13 protein-coding genes are annotated in these 18,068 nt (G+C 45.2%); 6 read left to right on the top strand and 7 right to left on the bottom strand.

Translation table 11 applies throughout. The features are described from left to right. Window positions 1-114: 114 nt before the first annotated feature. Together IE070_RS04010 and IE070_RS04005 are read right to left on the bottom strand one after the other, a co-directional pair. Complete coding sequence (locus IE070_RS04010) at window positions 115-2,157, bottom strand: fused MFS/spermidine synthase (RefSeq protein ID WP_229796911.1); 2,043 nt, start codon at window positions 2,155-2,157, stop codon at window positions 115-117. 149 nt (window positions 2,158-2,306) lie between these two features. Next, window positions 2,307-2,717, bottom strand: coding sequence for a VOC family protein (locus IE070_RS04005; protein WP_189480695.1), 411 nt, complete (start codon window positions 2,715-2,717; stop codon window positions 2,307-2,309). A gap of 285 nt (window positions 2,718-3,002) precedes the next feature. Here IE070_RS04005 and IE070_RS04000 point away from each other — a divergent pair, with 285 nt between their 5' ends. From IE070_RS04000 to IE070_RS03990, 3 genes are all read left to right on the top strand, one after another. Next, window positions 3,003-4,445: a YfcC family protein gene (locus IE070_RS04000; protein ID WP_189480693.1), complete on the top strand. Its 1,443-nt coding sequence runs from the start codon at window positions 3,003-3,005 to the stop codon at window positions 4,443-4,445. A gap of 114 nt (window positions 4,446-4,559) precedes the next feature. After that, the gene (gene aceK, locus IE070_RS03995; protein ID WP_189480691.1) at window positions 4,560-6,302 is read left to right on the top strand and encodes a bifunctional isocitrate dehydrogenase kinase/phosphatase; all 1,743 of its coding nucleotides are present in this window, start codon (window positions 4,560-4,562) and stop codon (window positions 6,300-6,302) included. Window positions 6,303-6,452: 150 nt separating this feature from the next. After that, the gene (locus tag IE070_RS03990; RefSeq protein ID WP_189480689.1) at window positions 6,453-6,902 is read left to right on the top strand and encodes a YaiI/YqxD family protein; all 450 of its coding nucleotides are present in this window, start codon (window positions 6,453-6,455) and stop codon (window positions 6,900-6,902) included. 121 nt (window positions 6,903-7,023) lie between these two features. Here IE070_RS03990 and IE070_RS03985 read toward each other — a convergent pair whose 3' ends face one another. Further along, a complete protein-coding gene (locus IE070_RS03985; protein ID WP_229796910.1) occupies window positions 7,024-7,938 on the bottom strand; it encodes a pseudouridine synthase in 915 nt (304 codons plus the stop codon). Window positions 7,939-8,203: 265 nt separating this feature from the next. Between IE070_RS03985 and IE070_RS03980 the strand changes: the two genes are divergently transcribed. Continuing rightward, the gene (locus IE070_RS03980; RefSeq protein ID WP_189480688.1) at window positions 8,204-8,890 is read left to right on the top strand and encodes a tRNA-uridine aminocarboxypropyltransferase; all 687 of its coding nucleotides are present in this window, start codon (window positions 8,204-8,206) and stop codon (window positions 8,888-8,890) included. Here the strand turns inward: IE070_RS03980 and IE070_RS03975 are convergent. From IE070_RS03975 to IE070_RS03965, 3 genes are all read right to left on the bottom strand, one after another. Further along, entirely contained in the window at window positions 8,880-11,297 is a 2,418-nt protein-coding gene (locus tag IE070_RS03975; RefSeq protein ID WP_189480686.1) for a putative bifunctional diguanylate cyclase/phosphodiesterase, read from the bottom strand. The genes IE070_RS03980 and IE070_RS03975 overlap by 11 nt on opposite strands. Next, the gene (locus tag IE070_RS03970) at window positions 11,297-12,238 is read right to left on the bottom strand and encodes a type 2 periplasmic-binding domain-containing protein (protein WP_189480684.1); all 942 of its coding nucleotides are present in this window, start codon (window positions 12,236-12,238) and stop codon (window positions 11,297-11,299) included. Before IE070_RS03970 ends, IE070_RS03975 begins: the two co-directional genes overlap by 1 nt. A gap of 372 nt (window positions 12,239-12,610) precedes the next feature. Then, window positions 12,611-14,203, bottom strand: coding sequence for an isocitrate lyase (locus tag IE070_RS03965; protein ID WP_189480682.1), 1,593 nt, complete (start codon window positions 14,201-14,203; stop codon window positions 12,611-12,613). Between the two features lie 196 nt (window positions 14,204-14,399). Between IE070_RS03965 and IE070_RS03960 the strand changes: the two genes are divergently transcribed. Beyond that, window positions 14,400-15,338 carry a LysR family transcriptional regulator gene (locus IE070_RS03960; RefSeq protein ID WP_189480680.1) on the top strand — a complete coding sequence of 313 codons (939 nt, stop codon included), beginning with the start codon at window positions 14,400-14,402 and terminating at the stop codon, window positions 15,336-15,338. Between the two features lie 74 nt (window positions 15,339-15,412). Here IE070_RS03960 and aceB read toward each other — a convergent pair whose 3' ends face one another. Further along, entirely contained in the window at window positions 15,413-17,017 is a 1,605-nt protein-coding gene (aceB, locus tag IE070_RS03955) for a malate synthase A (protein WP_189480678.1), read from the bottom strand. A gap of 188 nt (window positions 17,018-17,205) precedes the next feature. On the opposite strand from aceB, the gene IE070_RS03950 reads away from it, so the two are divergent. Next, entirely contained in the window at window positions 17,206-17,871 is a 666-nt protein-coding gene (locus tag IE070_RS03950; protein ID WP_189480676.1) for a DUF2726 domain-containing protein, read from the top strand. The last annotated feature ends 197 nt before the right edge of the window (window positions 17,872-18,068 follow it).

The following is an 18,068-nucleotide window of genomic DNA, read 5'->3' as shown; positions in this document are numbered from 1 at the left end:
AACAATTTTCCAATAGCTATATTCTAGTGGCTATCTTCTAGCAACTGTCTTCTATTAACCGATCGCACGTAACACTTAGCCATCCTGCCCAGCCATAGCATTACGCTTTGGCGACTACTTTAACACCTGAAACAAGTTACTGTGTTGATCCGTCCAGTATAATGCAGGTGTTAACGGCCTTGGCCACGGCCGCAACGCCTGCGTAAGCTCTGGCTGTGCTAAAAAACGCGTATTCCGGCTTAGCAATACCCATTCGGTAGCTGCTGGGTTTTCACTATCGGCAGCCGTTGGAATAAACACCGCCGTTAAGCCAAGCGCCGTTGCCTGATTACGCAGCACAGAACTTAAATCTAAGTAGTTATTTGAGATATGCACTGCCAGCACACCGTCTGGTAGCAAATGCTGCCAGTAAAGTTGCATGGCTTCTGCCGTTAACAAATGCATCGGAATAGCGTCACTGCTGAAGGCATCGAGTACGAGTACATCAAAGTCCTGACTGCCCTGCGTTGTTAATTGTTCAGCGAGAACAAGGCGTGCATCACCAAGATGGATCTGAACATGCGCCGCGCTGTTTGCGACATAGCTAAAATGCTGATCTGCCGCAGCGACCACGGCGGGATTAATTTCGTAAAAATGCAAATTATCCCCTGCCCGACCATACGCCGCTAATGCCCCAGCCCCAAGCCCGACTAACCCCACACGCCGATGTTGCAACTGCTGCGATGTTCTGGCGACATCTGCCGGTAAAAAATGTTGAATGGCCAAAGCGACACCGGTTCCCGGGCGATAATAACTGAGTGGCGTGCTGGACCGTTCAGCGGCTAAATACTGCGCACCATGGCTGGTGGTGCCATCAATTAATTGCCGCTGCCATTCTCCGGCCACAGGTACATCACGCACCGTCAAACTGCCATAAAAGTTACGGCTTTTCGCAACATCATGCTGGCCTAAAGCAAACTCTGCCAGCACAAAACAGCCCATAAAGAGGCCTCCACCTGCAATCGCTAGAGTACTTTTCCACCAAGCTTGCTGACGCCAATTCGGTAATGCCACCAACCACAGAATAACCAACAGTACTAACGGAAACTCCCAATAGGTAGTAAACAGCAACGGGGCCAGCAAGTTTACAAACACGCCGGCAATCACTCCTCCACTCGCCAACACTAAATAAAACGCGGTTAAGGCACCCTGCGCGGGCTTACTGCGCGCCAATTCGCCATGGCACAGCATGCAACCACTAAACAGCAAGACTAAGTACAACACTAATTGTGAAAGCAAATCAAATTGTCGGCCTAAATAGTAAAGTATCAACGCCATCACTAAGCTAATACCAAATAAATACAGCCAAATATTCCTCTGATACCAGCTATCGCGATTGAACACTAACGTAAAGCTCAGCAGATACAGGGCCAGCGGGACTATCCACAAAAAAGGTACAGGTGGCACATTTTGAGTCATTTGCTGCGTTACCGCGAGTAAGAGCACCACGCCAGACGCGGATAATACAAGCCAACGTAACCACGGCTGCCCATTAACGCTCAGTGGCGCAACAGTTAAGTGGGTTAACGATGCTCTACGGTGTGGCACGATTAATTGCCATATCAATGCCCATAACCCCAACACAAACATAACAAAGCCACCTGCCCAAACGGCGCGCTGCATCGCCAAGGGTAAGTAAGGCTCTATCACAAACGGATAAAGTAATAAGCCTGCAAAGGAGCCCAAATTAGACAAGGCATATAAACGGTATGCTGAGCGCAAAGGAAATGCCGCAGCAAACCAATGCTGCAGTAATGGCCCAGTTGCAGATAACACAAAGTAAGGTAACGCGATAGTGAGCGCTAACACCGCAAGGATCCCACCAAGGGGCGAGTCCGAACGAGTGGTAAACTCAGGCGTAAGCAGCCAAGGTAACGATGCCATAGCGATTAACAGCAATACAGCATGCAATTGTAATTGTCGCCTGATCGCACAAAAACGCGTTAACAGATGCGCATAAGCATACCCTGCCAACAATAGTGTTTGGAAAAACAGTAAACACGCTGCCCATACTTGTGCGCCACCACCAAAGTAAGGGAGCAACATGCGCGCTAACATAGGCTGCACTAAAAACAACAAGGCAGCACTTAAAAAAACCACAATGGGAAATAACGGCAAATCAGCGCTCCTGCGTAAAAAAACGCTTAGCGTATACAATGACTTTTACCAGAGCAAGCCTGACTTGCTAAGAATATCGTGCACTCACCCCTAGCGTGCGATATCGTAGGAAACACAGGCCGTGGATAAGTTCCGAGCATAAGCGCATGTTATGGGGTAGTGTGCAATTGCAATAAATCCCACTTATTGCCATAAAGATCCTGAAACACGGCTACCGTGCCATAGGCCTCTTCTCGGGGTTCTTCATTGAAAATAACGCCATTGGCTTGCATCTGATGATAATCTCGCCAAAAGTCATTTGTTTGTAAAAAGAGAAATACTCGACCGCCAGCTTGATTGCCAACGGCGAGGCGTTGCGCGTCATTGCTTGCCCGTGCTAACAATAGATGCGTGCCAATAGTGTTGGGGGGTGCAATTTCTACCCAACGTTTACCGCCAGCCAAAAGAGTATCTTCAACCAACCGAAACTGCAGCTTTTGGGTATAAAAGGCAATGGCTGCATCATAATCAGCAACCAACAACGCAATTTTACCAATATGTTGTTCCACTTGCGCCACCATGTTTGCATCTCCTACTTTTTTAAAAGGATATGTTACCCTAACCTGCGACAGTTTTTAAAAAGCAATCACAGCGTCAAAGCTACATTTACTTATGCGTCTTAGAGGCAAAAGCCGAAAAGGGTAGCAAACGGCTGTAGCATGCAGTGCTGCTAGTATTTGTTCAAAGCAAGCGCATCGGGTAGACTTGCCTACTCCGTTTTGTCTATCGCCCGCTGTGGCCAACAAACGGTTCAATACGATAAAAACACAATAATAATGCGCTTAGCGCGCAGCTAAGGTTAACTTATGGGAAAATTTAAAGTTCCGCATACCCTCACGCTGTTATTCAGCATGATGGTAATTGCGATGATTGCTACTTGGATCGTGCCGCAAGGCTTTTTTGCTACCGAAACGCTGGCTAATGGCCGCGCGGTGGTTGTGCCGGGCACCTTTGCGCTGGTTGAGGAGCGCAGCTATCTCTCCCCTTGGCAATTACTTACCGCCATACCCCGCGCCTTTGCTGCTGCACAGGATGTGATTTTCTTTGTGATGATTTTAGGGGGTGTTCTAGCGATTGCGCGTGCAACCGGCACTGTCGATGCCCTCATTGGCCGTTTACTTGAGCGTTTTGGTACCAAACCACACATGCTCATTTTTATGGTCATTTTTTGCTTTGCTATGGCTTCCAGTTTTATTGGCACCGCCGGTGAATATATTCCTTTTGTGTTAATTTTAGTGGCCTTGTGTAAAGCCATGCGTTTAGATGCAATGACTGCGGTAGGGATGACCGTTGCCGGTTATGGTATTGGTTATGGTATTTCGGCTGTTAACCCCTTTACACTGGTAATTGCTCAGCAAATTGCTGACATTCCTATTTTATCAGGCTGGGAAGTGCGAGCAGCTATCTTTTTACCCTTTGTTCTTATCGGTTTTCATCATGTATGGAGTTATGCCAAGAAGGTTATTGCCGATCCCAATAACTCTATGGTGAAAGATCTGCCTTGTCCATTGGGTGACAAACATAGTGTGAACTATCCCACACTCACGCTGGCACACAAACTCATTTTGGGCAGTTTTGTACTTACTATTGGGATCGTGGCGTACAATATTCGGGTTAATGGCTGGTATTTATATGAACTTGGTGCCGCCTTTATTGCTTGGGGATTGTTTATTACCTTGGTTGGCAAAGTATCGGTTGATACGGCTGCGCAAAAATTTATTGAAGGCGCCATGGAGCTTACCACTACCGCCATATTAATTGGTGTCGCACGCGGGATCTCACTGATTTTAGAAGATGGCCAAGTATTACATTCGCTGGTGCATGGCATGTCTATGCCACTTTCTTATGTTGGCGCTGAAGCAGCTGCCGTAGGCATGCTTATCATACAAACGCTACTCAATTTCTTTATTCCCTCAGGCAGTGGTCAGGCTTATGTCACCATGCCATTAATGATACCTCTGTCTGATTTATTGGAAATTCCACGTCAAGTTGCAGTTTTGGCGTACCAGTTTGGTGACGGCTTCTCTAATATGATTATTCCCACTAATGCTATTTTGATGGGGATTATTGGTATCGCCGGTATCCCTTACGGTCACTGGTTCCGCTTTTGCTTGCCGCTAATGATTAAATTAATGCTAGCCGCCTCTGTGGTGTTAGTGCTAGCAGTAATGTTTGACTATGGTAATGAGGAACAACCGGTCGAACAACAGGCTATGAAAAATACGGCTACTCAGATACAAACAAACTAAGCGAGCTGCAACGTTTATACTTCTCATTTGGGCGCTACGGCGCCCTTTTGTTTACTTGCATCACAACCGTATTTACCAGTAAAGTGCGGGTATCTTTATTAAAAAACCTACCCTATGACTGAAGCTAGGCAAATCGCCGATATTATTTTAAAAGGATTTCGTAAGCACTTTCGGCTGTTTCAGCAGGTTACTGCCCGCGCCAGAGAGCGGTTCGAGCAAGCCGATTGGCAAGCCTATCAACGCGATAGCTCTGAGCGCATCCAATTTTATGATACCCGCGTTAATGAAACCATTAATGCCTTGCGCCAGCAATTACCGGCTGAATGTGTAAACGAGCCATTGTGGCAGCAAGTTAAGCAACATTATTTGGAATTTTTACTGTTTCACCCGCAGGCCGAGCTGGCCGAAACCTTTTATAACTCAGTGTTTTGTCGCTTATTTGCCCGTAAATATTTTCATAACCAAAATATCTTTGTGGAATCGACGTTAGATAAACAGCACTTACCCGCACCGATATCCTCGGTATACCAAAGCTATTTCCCGGCTGAAGTAGGCTTAAGGCAATGCATTCGCACCATCATAGAAGATTTTGGTTTTAATACCCCTTTCATAGATTTAGAACACGATATCCGCTGCATTCTGCGCAGCTTTATTGCGCAATCTAGCCATGGGGCTAACCCAGTACATTTAATGCGGTTAGATATTTTACGTACCCCGTTTTTTCGCAATAAAGCCGCTTACCTTGTCGGCAGGCTGGTGAGCCCGCAAGGACAACAACCCTTTATCATCCCGCTGTTACACGACGCGAATAAAGGGCTTTATCTCGACACATTGCTTACCGATCCGCAGCAAATGAGTATTATTTTTGGCTTCTCGCGTGCCTATTTTATGGTGGAATGTCCAGTACCTTCGGCCTTAGTACACTTTTTACGTGAGCTTATTCCGCATAAAACGCTGGCAGAATTGTATGCCGCTATAGGCTTACATAAGCAAGGTAAAACTGAGTTTTATCGTGAGCTATTGGCGCATCTTAGTCACAGTAAAGATCACTTTGTTGCTGCGCCCGGAATTCGTGGCATGGTGATGATGGTATTTACCCTACCGTCTTTTCCTTATGTATTTAAAGTGATCCGCGATAAGTTTGCCGAGAGCAAGCCCTTTGATCGTAAAACGGTTAAAGCACGCTATCAACTGGTAAAGAAGCATGATCGGGTGGGCCGCATGGCCGATACGCTGGAATACTCTGATGTCGCTTTACCACGTGATCGCTTTCATCCCGAATTACTGGCCGAGCTACAACAAAGTATTGCCGGATCACTGCAGCTAGAAGATGATCTGGTCGTTATTAAACATTTATATATTGAACGGCGTATGGTGCCGCTGAATTTATATTTAGAGCAAGCAAGCGTGGCGCAAAAAGCCGACATAATGGATGATTATGGCCAGGCCATTAAACAAATGATTGCCGCCAATATTTTCCCGGGCGATATGCTGTTAAAGAATTTTGGGGTCACTAGACACAATCGCGTGGTGTTTTACGATTATGATGAAGTGCAATATCTACTGGATGTAAATTTTCGGGCGTTACCCAAAACCGATACCTTCGAAGATGCTGTTAATGCTGAAGCCACTTGCTGGGCTGAACCCGGTGATGTTTTTCCCGAGCAAATTGCGACCTTTGTCACACCTCAAGCCGATATTCGGGAAATGCTTTTTAGCAAACACCCAGAATTACGGGATCCTGTCTATTGGCGGCAAAAACAGTATGCGATTCGTAAGGGCGTGGTAGAAGATATTTACCCCTATCCGCATGCCATGCGCTTTTGTTATCGCTTTCCAAAAACGGGACAGCAATAACCCCTGATAAAACAAAGAGATAATACAAAGAGATAAAACTAAGAGACAAAAAAGAGAAAAACGGTAAGAACATCATCCCATTTTCTCCTTTTTACTGCGTAAGTACCCCGTTAACAGTAAAAATATCCTTAAAATATAACGAGAAGAATTATGTCGTTCACCATTTGGGTCGATGCCGATGCTTGCCCTACAGTCATTAAAGACATCTTATATCGGGCAGCAGAGCGAAAAAAATTGCCATTAGTATTAATTGCTAACCAGCCGCTGCGCACACCGCCGTCGCCTTATATTAGTAGCCTTACTGTTAGCAAAGGGTTTGATGAGGCTGATAACGAAATTGTGCGCCGTACTCAAGTCGGCGATTTGGTGATCACCGCTGATATTCCGCTGGCAGCCGAGGTACTGGCGAAAGGCGGTTTAGCGTTAAACCCTCGCGGTGAGCTTTATAGCACCGATACCATTAAGCAAAAACTGACCATGCGGGATTTTATGGAAACCCTGCGTGCCAGCGGCATTCAATCGGGCGGCCCTGCCAGTTTACACCAGAGTGATCGGCAAGCGTTTGCCAATCAACTGGATAAAATATTGCAGCAACGTTAGATTAGGTTAGGCTACGTTAGGTTTAGCGGTTTCGCTTAACTGTTACCTTTACGGCTTAATCAGCATATCGAGCGTTGAAACGCTGGCTAAATCAGTCCCCTTACCAGCGAAGGCTAAAGCTTTACAGGGCCATCTGTAATTGCAATGCGGAATGAAACTGCTGTACTGCACCGCTTAGCGGATCGGTAAAGCTGAGCGCTGCTGCCAATAACTGCAGTGGTTGACTAAAGTCGCTGCTATTTTTCGGTTTAAGCTCAGGATAATAGGCATCGTGCAAAATGGGGCAACCCAAGCTTTGCATATGCAATCTTAGCTGATGCGTTTTGCCTGTATGAGGTGTTAGGCGAAATAGGCCAATACCTTTCCTGACGTGCAGTAACGCAATAGTCGAGTAGGCGTTTGGCTCTCCCGCTACGATGGCATTTAAAAAACGCGGCTCGGCTTTCTCTATCCGATTGCTTAACTGCCACTGCATAGGCAGCGGCGAGGCAGCCATATCATTATCCACTCTGGCTAAGGCCTGATAGGTTTTAACAATCTGCCCCTGGCTAAATAACTGATAATAAGCGGCTCGACTTTCCGCATTTTTGCTAAAAAGCACTAAGCCTGCGGTATCTCTATCTAGGCGATGCACTGGTACTAGCGCGGTTAAACCGGTGTCATTTTTAAGGCGCTGTAATAAGCACTCATTAACAAAATCCCCGCCTGGCGTCACAGGCAAAAAGTGTGGTTTGTCGGCAATCAGAATATGTTCATCCTGATACACAATACGATGTGCAAACGGGATCTTGGGCTCAACCGCCACTTCGCGGTAATAGCACAAACGGCGGCTGGGCAAAAATGGCGTTTGTTCGGTAATAGGTTCACCTTGATACCAAAACACCTTACCCGCCTGAATACGGGCTTGCCAAACGTCAGGTGCTATCCGCGAAAAATACGCGCATAAAAAAGCGAATACGGTAGGCCAACCTTGGTTTTGGGCTGGTAAAGTAATTTCCGAAGCGTGCTTAGCAATAGTCATAGGCTTATAAAACAAAAGAAAAGCTCGCGCAGTTTAACATAAAAGCCAGTACAATATGCGCCCCAAGCGCGGCATGCCAAAACGTGGTTTCGTAGCGACAAAGGTGAGTGGTATGGCTTAGCCACTTGACGCAATGTCATTATTTAATCGTAACGCAAAGCCGCACGATAGCAATACAGCAACGGCACGATAATGGCGTGACATCGAAAAAACAACAACACGAGAACTGATAACACTGCAGCGAGTGAACAGCAAAAAGTGTTACAACGAGGATAGCACTATGGGCAACGCCATTTTAACCTTACGCCGCCAAGAACTTGCTAAGGCCACCCGAGTATTTAATGCCCGCGGCAGTAAAGTGATCCGCTGCGATGCCTGTCTATTACCCCAAACCGATTGTATCTGCGCCGCTAAACCCCAACCGCTAGCGCGCGCGGCGTTTTGCTTTATTATGTATACCGGTGAGTGTTACAAACCTAGTAATACAGGCCGGCTAATTTGTGATGTTGCCGCCGATAATCATGCCTTTGTGTGGGATAGAACAAAACCCGATCCCGCCCTATTAGCGCTACTGGCCGATCCTAAATACGCGCCCATTGTGATCTTCCCAGAACAATATGCTGCACCAGAGCGCTGTTTACGTCATGCTCAAGCATTGTCTAAGGCGACTGCAGATCGTATTCCCTTATTTGTGATGCTAGATGGCACGTGGCGCGAAGCTAAAAAGATGTTTCGAAGCCCCTATCTTGCCACACTACCCGTGCTGGGTATTCAGCCGGAACAAGCCAGTGATTATTTGCTACGTGAAGCCGCACATTTGCATCAATTGTGCACGGCAGAGGTGGCTATTTCGGTATTAGATATGGCGCAAGAGCCCGAAGCAGCAGCCGTATTAGCCGCGTATTTTCAGGTGTTCCGCCAATCGTATTTAAAGGGTAAGCCGCACTTAGCTGAACCTAAGGGTTAAACCAACGTTGCTGCCAGTCCACCACAGGTAAGGGCTTATCAATAAAATAGCCTTGAGCCCAAAGTCCCTCTCGTTGGCAAAACGCATTTTGCTCAGCTGTTTCCACGCCTTCAGCAACCAAACGCAAGCCCAATTGCCGGGCTACTGAGATAATGGTATTAACCATTGCGACATCATTGGTATGCAACGGAATACCTTTGATAAAGCTTTGATCAATTTTTAATTCTTGTACTGGCAAGTTTCTAATGTAGGACAATGATGAGTACCCCGTACCAAAATCATCAATAGCAAATTGCACTCCCAAGGCCGCTAAGGTTTGCATTTTTGCAATACTGGCGGTGATATCCTCGACTAAAATCCCCTCGGTTACTTCCAGAACTAAGGCTGTCGCATCAAGCTGATAAAAGTCTAAGAGCCGTGTAACATCAGAAACAAAATCAACATGGCGCACGTGCCTTGGGCTAATATTCACTGATAAGGTAAGCTTTTTACCTTGCTTTTGCCAGCTGGCAAGTACTTGACAAGATTGCTGCAACACCCAATTATCAAGTGCGATTATTAAATCAGAGCGCTCGGCAACAGGAATAAATACGCCTGGCGAAATTAACCCCTCGCTTGGATGCTGCCATCTAACCAATGCTTCAGCCCCGGCCAGTTGTCCTTGCTCATCAAGTTGACTTTGCAAATATAATTTGAGTTCGTTGTGTTCCAATCCCAAACGTAATGCTTTTTCTGTTTGAAACATGAGTAGCGCTTGCTTACCATCAACATCATTATAATAAGCCAAATTATTACCACCTTGCCGCTTGGCAATATGCATGGCGGTTTCCGCACGTTGTAGCAACTCGTCGCCAACAGTAAGGGTGTTAGCAATGCTAATACCTAAACTACAAGAAACAACTAAAGCGTCATCTAAAACATTTAAAGGTTGCTTGGAAGCAAGTAATACCTTATCGGCGGTTTGCTGACATTGTTCGTTTAGTGCAATTTTGTCGTTTTCTGTTAATAAGATACAAAAACTGTCAGCGCCAAGATGGGCCAAGAAATGTGGGCTAAGCGCGTTGATACGCTCGGCAAATCGTTGAATGACTTGATTACCATAACTATAACCTCGAGCATCGTTAATAAACTTCATGCGATCAATGTTAATCATCAGCAATCCCTGCGTAGTAGGATGCTTCTGCCTAACAGCGATCTGCTCTAATAACGCCAAACGATTGGGTAAGTGTGTTAAAACATCATAGTAAGCTAAGAAATGTAAACGCTGTGCCAGTGCTTTTTCTTCAGTAATATCACGTTTGATACCAACAAAGTGCGTGATCTTACCCTGGGGATCTCGTAATGGAGAGATAGTCTGCCGCTCGATATATTCAATACCACTGCTATTTTTATTGATAAATTCACCAGACCACGCTTTGCCTGCATTTAGGGTTGTCCACATATCAATAAAGGTTGTAACGGGCGTTTTACCGGTACCGAAGATCCTTGGGTTTTGACCTATAAGCTCTTCGGGCTTGTAACCCGACAAACTAAGTAAAGCCGAGTTTACATAATGTATTACTCCCGCTTTATTGGTAATCAAAATGCCGTCCTGGCTCTGCTCAATAGCCGCAGACAGTTTCAATAATTCCATTTCGTCTTGCTGTCTACGCGCAACCATATTATTGATTGCAGACGTTAATTGACCTAATTCTGATAATGGTTCTGCTTGCGTTATAGCAAGCGTTTTACCTAAATGAAAATCCTCTATTGCCTGGAGTAAATGCTCAATAGGACTGGCTATTTTTTGTTGTAGATACCACCATAGTAATAAACCAGCAGTGGTTAAAAGTCCCAGAGCCAATAGCAGCTCTAACCATCGGTGTTGTAATGCCTGCTGCCAGTCGTCTCTATGTTCATATTCGAATAACAGCACATGCCTTTGTGGCTTACCTAGCTCCACGGCCGGCACCACGAGTGGAACATAAACGATGTACTTATTCGCTGCTCCAACAAACTCCGATGCTAATAAACCGCTTTGGCTTGTGTTAATAAGCTGTTCTTTATTTAAACCAACGAACAGCTCTTGAGCAAGAGCACCAATAAATTGCGGATGGTACGCATCAATCACCACAGCAGCCTCAGAGACGCGAACCACTCGCTGGATACGACGATGCGCTTGCAGTTCAGCCTTAATTTCTTCAATTACATCATAAGCCTGCATTCTTATCGCTCGACTCATAGATCCTTGCACCAAGCTGCCGATGCTTAATATCTCTTGTTGGCTAGCCTTATGACTTTGTCTGTGATGCTCAGCCCAAATAGCAAAGGTGGCAATCAGCATTAGCACAAACGCAGATAATAATAAGATAAACAGCAATCTTAGCCTTAAGCTAAAACGGTTAGTACGGATTCTCTGCGCAATCATCAACGCACCAGATCACAAGCTGGGAGCTCAGCCGGCTTCGAGATTTGCTTACTATTGAGCAAATATGTATTCATCTGCTCAATGACCATGGGCAGTTTCTCAATTAGAAAAACCTCGTTCTGCGCAGCATCAAAAAATTGCATACCCGATAACGCAGAAGCTAATTCATCCGCTTTTAACGTGGTACTTTGTTGCAAAAAAGCCAATTCAGTGGCAGAAAACGTGTTTAAGATGGTCACACCCTCCTGCCATTGCTTGGCGATCATATTTATTAGTAACTCGCGGTGCTGCGCCCAACTTGCTTGCTGCACCACTAAAATATCAACGATTTCACCTGTCAGCGCTTTACTGTCAAATAGCACTTGTGCTCCCTGCTTTTTTAGTTGGCTACGATAAGGCTCATAGGTAATCACAACATCAACTTGTCCCTGTGTTAGCGCGTCAACATGGTTTTTAGGTACTAATAATTGCATCGCTAACTTTTCGCGGGGCCAACCTAGCTTTTCGACAGTGCGATGCAGCATATAGCCCCCTAAAGCGGTCTCTTCATAACCTACTTTTAATTGCTGCTTATTAGGATCAAAACCAGGCATGACCAATGCAGCATCGGCGCCATTAGAGTAACTTAATGCGGCAGCTACACAGATAGCAATTCCCGTATTACTTTGAAAACTAATAGCTTCATCCAAGGTTAGCATGGCTGCATCGAGCTGTTTTGCACCTAATAACCTTAACACCATAGTAGTTGACGGCATCATAGTAATTTTCATAGATCGCCCAGGCAACACTTCTAAGTTGCAGTCAGGGCAGGCATATCTGGCTTGAATTAAATAAAGAGGTTGATAGCCTAACCATGTATTACCGGCAAGATTAAGGGATTCATGCTGTTTGCTACAGGCGCCAAGAATTAATAGCGCTACGAGCAAAAGAGGTTTTAACATAAGACTCCAAAGATGTGTGTTCGCTACAAAACAAAATATGACGGCCTTTCTTTTATTTAGCATCGTCACACTTTAAAGCGTAAAGACTATTATGTTTGGACATTATCTAAGGCATTTATCAAAGTATCAGAAAAACTACGGGTAACAGGTATGATCACTGTAGCATTCTATTAAGTATGTGGATGTATTTTATCCGTAATTAGCAAAAGTGACTTGATCATGCAAATCCTGTAGAGTCAAAAAACTAGCGAATTGATATCGTGGTGGTAAATAGTGTCAGTTAATGACACAGGCAGGCAATAAAGTAGTAAACATAAAAAAGGGCAGCCAATGGCTGCCCAAATGTCAGTTACCTGACCACGTTGCAAAAACTTAGAACTGGTTCATGGTGTTATGGGCACCACCGGCTTTTAATGCCGCTTCACCTGAGAAGTATTCTTTATGATCATCACCAATATCAGAACCTGACATATTCTGGTGTTTCACACAGGCAATACCTTGACGAATTTCTTTGCGCTGTACACCTTCAACATAACCCAGCATACCTGCGGCACCGAAGTACTCTTTTGCTAGATTGTCCGTAGACAAGGCCGCAGTGTGATAGGTTGGTAGTGTGATCAGGTGATGGAAAATACCCGCTTCACGCGCTGCATCCGCTTGGAAAGTCCGAATACGGTTATCCGCTTCCAGCGCCAATTCAGTGGCATCATACTCCGCACTCATTAAGCCAGCACGAGCATAAGCTGACACATCTTTACCTGCAGCTTGCCACGCATCGAACACTTGCTGACGGAAATTCAGGGTCCAGTTAAAGGATGGACTATTGTTGTATACCAACTTCGCGCCTGGTACCACTTCGCGGATACGGTCAACCATCTCTTTAATCTGGCCGATATGCGGCTTCTCAGTTTCAATCCACAGTAAATCAGCACCATTTTGCAATGAGGTAATACAATCCAGTACCACACGGTCCACACCAGAGCCTGGTTTAAATTGAAACAAACCACTGGCTAAACGTTTTGGTTTTAACAGCTTACCGTTGGCTTTTACCACCACATCACCGTTGGCAATATCTTCAGCACTGGTAATGTAATCACCATCTAAGAAACTGTTATATTTATCGCCTAAATCGCCTGGCTCATTGGTAACAGCAATTTGCTTGGTTAAACCTGCGCCTAAGGAGTCGGTGCGCGCTACAATTACGCCATCATCAACACCCAGCTCTAAAAAGGCATAACGCACGGCGTTAATTTTTGCTAAGAAATCAGCATGCGGTACCGTTACTTTGCCATCTTGGTGACCACATTGCTTTTCGTCTGATACCTGGTTTTCAATTTGAATCGCACAGGCACCGGCTTCAATCATTTTCTTGGCCAGTAAATAGGTAGCTTCTTCGTTACCAAAACCGGCATCGATATCTGCAATAATGGGTACTACATGCGTTTCAAAATTATCAATTTTACTTTGCACTGCAGCCGCTTTAGCGCTATCACCTGCGGCCTTAGCGGCATCTAATTCATGGAACAACCCCGCCAGCTCACGGGCATCGGCTTGTTTTAAAAAGGTGTACAGCTCAGCAATTAAGGCTGGTACAGCGGTTTTTTCGTGCATTGACTGATCTGGCAGCGGGCCAAACTCTGAGCGCAGCGCCGCAATCATCCAACCAGATAAATACAGATATTTGCGTTTAGTAGTGCCAAAGTGTTTTTTAATGGCGATTAACTTCTGTTGTCCAACAAAACCATGCCAGCAACCTAAAGACTGCGTGTATTGGCTGCTATCGGCATCGTATGCTGCCATATCTTCACGCATAATTTTGGCGGTATATTTGGCAATATCTAAACCGGTATGAAAACGGTTTTGTAAACGCATACGCGCAGCATATTCTGGACTAATCGCATTCCAACCTTGCTGTCCCTTACAAACCGCTGCTAACTGATTAATCTGATCTTGATAAGCCGACATAATGATTTCCTCTTTGCTGGTAACAGTAACCCTGTTGGTGTGCTTTCACTATAGACAACAAAAACTGAATTCATATAGGTGATTTTTTTGATTCCCATCATTTTTTGAGTGAATAGTAAAAGCGTTACTTGGGCTAATGAAATGGCAATGATATGATTCATCTAAGCAATACACACTCTACTCAGGTATTAAGCCGATGAATATTAATAAGATGGACCTCAATCTCTTGGTGTATCTCGATGTTTTACTGCGCGAAAAGAATGTGACTCGCGCCGCTAACCAACTGAATATTACCCAACCGGCGATGAGTAACGGCTTGAAACGTCTCCGCGATGTGTTGAATGATCCCATTTTAGTACGGACATCCGATGGCATGGTCCCTACCGAACGGGCACGCGAACTGGCACCAATAGTACGCGGCGTTTTGCTCACCCTTGAAGAAACCTTACAACCCAACAAAGATTTTGAACCATCACAAAGCCGACGGGTTTTTCGGATCATGGCAAGCGATTATGCGGCCTCTACATTGATCCCCGCGTTATTGAAAAAACTGCGAGTACAGGCCCCTTTTACCAGTTTAGATATTATGACACCGTCAGATGTCACCTTTCACGATGTAGAAAATGGCAAAGTCGATATGGCGATTAACCGTTTTGATCAACTGCCCCAATCGTTTCACCAAAAAACCGTCTGGCGCGACAGTTTTTCATGTTTAATTAATCGACAAAATCCGGTGTTGCAACAATTTAATTTAGATAGCTATTTAAAGGCACAGCATATTTGGGTCAGTAAAACAGGCTTTGGTGTGGGCGTTGGTATGGATCCAAAAGATGTTCAGAAACTCGGATGGGTAGACGAAGCGCTCGCGAAGCTGGGCAAGCAACGAAATATTACAGTATTTACCCGCAACTATCATGTGGCGATGCACTTAGCGGTTGGCATTGATTTGATTGCGACACTCCCCACTCGCGCGGCAAAACTCTATGAAAAAGATAGCACGATGGCCATTATGGATCCGCCTTTTGCCATTCCCTCCATTGAATTAAAAATGATTTGGAGCCCGTTACTTCATCAAGATGCCAGTCATATCTGGTTTAGGAGACTTATCAGCGAAACCGCCGACGAGCTCAACTAAGCTTCTAATTAACAAAACAAAAAAGGCGCCCTAAGGCGCCTTGTCATTCAGGTTTATTACGTTTTAGCTGTAGATTATTCCAGCAATTGGTACGCCGGTAGGGTTAGGAAGTCTACCAACGTTTCTGCTGTGGTGATGTCGAGTAACAGTGTTTTAGCGCGTTCAAAATTTTGGTTTTGCCACACATCAACACCGACTTCAGCTAACACCACCTTTGCTTCTTCCTCTAAAAAAGAAGCAAATAGGGTTGCGGTAATCAATTTACCATTACTTAAACTTTTACCATGTTTGATCCATTGCCAAATCGACGTTCTAGAAATCTCAGCCGTTGCAGCATCTTCCATTAAACCATAAATAGGAACACAGCCTTTGCCACTGATCCACGCGGCAAGATATTGCAGGGCGACACGAATATTCGTGCGCATACCTTGCTCGGTTCGCTCACCTTCACAAGGAGCTAATAATGCTTCTGCCGTAATAGGCGCATCTTCTGCTCGGCTGACACTAAGTTGGTTTGGGTTATCTGCTAAATAGTGAGCAAACACCGCATTAGCCGTAGCCGCTAAGCCAGGATGAGCCACCCAAGTACCATCATGACCATTGCTAGCTTCTAATTCTTTATCAGCTTTTACGCGTGCTAAAATAGCCTCATTAGCGGCAGCGTCTTTAGCTGGAATAAAGGCCGCCATTCCTCCCATGGCTAACGCGCCACGTTTATGACACGTTTTAATCAACAAGCGCGAATAGGCATTTAAAAAGGGTTGATGCATAGTCACCACTTGGCGATCAGGCAAAACACGGTCTGGGTGATTATTTAACGTTTTGATATAGCTAAAAATATAATCCCATCTGCCGCAGTTCAATGCCACAATGTGATCTTTTAACATATATAAAATTTCGTCCATCTCAAAGGCTGCCGGCAGCGTTTCAATGAGCACGGTGGCACGAATAGTCCCAATGGGTACTTGGAAGCGCTGTTCTGTGAAACGAAACACCTCATCCCACCATTTTGCTTCTAGATGACTTTGCAATTTCGGCAAATAAAAATACACCCCAGTGCCTTTTTCCATACGAATTTTATAGTTATGAAAAAAATACAACGCAAAATCGAACAGACTGCCTGGGATTTGTTCGCCATCTAGCTCTACATGTTTCTCCCATAAATGTAAGCCTCTTACCCTGGCAATCAATAACGTAGATTGCTTATTGAGAGCATAGTGTTTACCACTTTGTGGATCAGTATGACTGATAGTCCCTAAATTGGCGTCGCGTAAATTAATTTGCCCTTCAATAAGGCCATCCCAGCTGGGCGTTTGCGAATCTTCAAAATCCGCCATAAACACTTTTACATCCGCATTTAAGGCATTAATTATCATTTTTCGATCAACAGGCCCGGTAATTTCTACCCGACGATCTTGGAGATCATGTGGCAAGGCCGCGACGTGCCAATCACCGGCACGGATAGCCGCGGTTTCTGGTAAAAAATCGGGCAAGGCTCCGCCATCGAAATGGGCTTGGCGTTCCTGACGTGCGGCAAGTAGGTCTTGCAATTGCGGCCGAAAACGCGCGACTAACTCAGCCACAAAGTGTGTTGCTTCAGGCGTTAATATCTGCTGATATTCTGCTTTTAATATGCCTTTTATCGTTAATGCGCCACAGGAAACCGTTGCTGTTGCCATGATCGAATCCTTGTAATGTTTCAGTTACCCTAACTATATGCTGAAATGAACTATAAAAGCCATTAATGGAAACAATGACTAGCATCACCTACAGAAATAGCGTTCTAAACAATAATACAAAAAAGTGGCATGCCTTATGCTTAGTCATTGTAGTCTTTTGATTCGTCAATTTTTCGTCGGAGGGGCGCATGGAATTTATCATGCTGTTATTAGTGGTACTGGTGATCGTGATTGCGCTCGTTGCCAGTCGTTTTATTGACAACAGCAATCCGTTTCAAGTTCAGCGCAAGCCCGCGTTGCTAAGTCCGGTAGAACGGTCTTTTTTAGGGTTGTTAGAAAAAGCAGTGCAAAACGAATATCGTATCGTAAACCGAGTAAAATTGGCCGATGTACTGGATGTGCGCGAACCGGCCTCAGATAAAAGCCGTCGGAGCATCGCACTAAAGCTAAACGCAAAATACCTAGACTATGTGTTGTGCGAGCCTGACAGCATGAAAGTTATTGCTGTACTAGACTTAGTTAATACGCACAGCAAAGAGGGGCATAAAGCAGTACCCGATTGGTTTGTTAGTGGCGCGTTAGAGGCTGCGGGCGTGCCTTATCTTCGTATAGGTATTAAAGCTGGGTATAGCGTAACAGAATTACAAGCTGCTTTGGCCATGAAGCTGGGCAAACCCGCGCCCAAAGCCGAGCCTTTATTGAAAGGCTTAGTGAAAAAAGGGCCGACCCGCCCTATTCGCTCGCTAAAACCTACAGTAGCAGCTAATAGCCCTGTGGTTGGAAAGTTGATGGCTCCTGCTTTGTCACATTCACAAATTAAGGCGCAATCCACTGCGCTTATCCAAGTTTCTTAACGCTTTGGAGAAATGAGTCACTCCGCGCTAAGATCGAATGCCGCCTGCTGCAACAGGCGGCATTCACCCCAAGGATACTCACCCAAAAAAACGCTTACCCTTCTGCCGATATTGTTCACTCAATTATTTTTGACACTTTTTACGAAAATAATGCATTAACACTATAACTCCACCTAAAGTTTATGCCATCTTGGCCG

The sequence above is a fragment of the Alishewanella tabrizica genome (assembly GCF_014652375.1).
GTDB classification, from domain to species: Bacteria; Pseudomonadota; Gammaproteobacteria; order Enterobacterales; family Alteromonadaceae; genus Alishewanella; species Alishewanella tabrizica.
The sequence above is the reverse complement of the archived record's forward strand: the minus strand, read 5'-3'. Positions and strand labels throughout refer to the sequence as shown.

Coding starts and splice junctions, on each gene's coding strand:
- IE070_RS04005 (WP_189480695.1), bottom strand. CDS start 2,717: ATGGTGGCGCAAGTGGAACAACATATTGGTAAAATTGCGTTGTTGGTT.
- IE070_RS04000 (WP_189480693.1), top strand. CDS start 3,003: ATGGGAAAATTTAAAGTTCCGCATACCCTCACGCTGTTATTCAGCATG.
- aceK (WP_189480691.1), top strand. CDS start 4,560: ATGACTGAAGCTAGGCAAATCGCCGATATTATTTTAAAAGGATTTCGT.
- IE070_RS03990 (WP_189480689.1), top strand. CDS start 6,453: ATGTCGTTCACCATTTGGGTCGATGCCGATGCTTGCCCTACAGTCATT.
- IE070_RS03980 (WP_189480688.1), top strand. CDS start 8,204: ATGGGCAACGCCATTTTAACCTTACGCCGCCAAGAACTTGCTAAGGCC.
- IE070_RS03975 (WP_189480686.1), bottom strand. CDS start 11,297: ATGATTGCGCAGAGAATCCGTACTAACCGTTTTAGCTTAAGGCTAAGA.
- IE070_RS03970 (WP_189480684.1), bottom strand. CDS start 12,238: ATGTTAAAACCTCTTTTGCTCGTAGCGCTATTAATTCTTGGCGCCTGT.
- IE070_RS03965 (WP_189480682.1), bottom strand. CDS start 14,203: ATGTCGGCTTATCAAGATCAGATTAATCAGTTAGCAGCGGTTTGTAAG.
- IE070_RS03960 (WP_189480680.1), top strand. CDS start 14,400: ATGAATATTAATAAGATGGACCTCAATCTCTTGGTGTATCTCGATGTT.
- aceB (WP_189480678.1), bottom strand. CDS start 17,017: ATGGCAACAGCAACGGTTTCCTGTGGCGCATTAACGATAAAAGGCATA.
- IE070_RS03950 (WP_189480676.1), top strand. CDS start 17,206: ATGGAATTTATCATGCTGTTATTAGTGGTACTGGTGATCGTGATTGCG.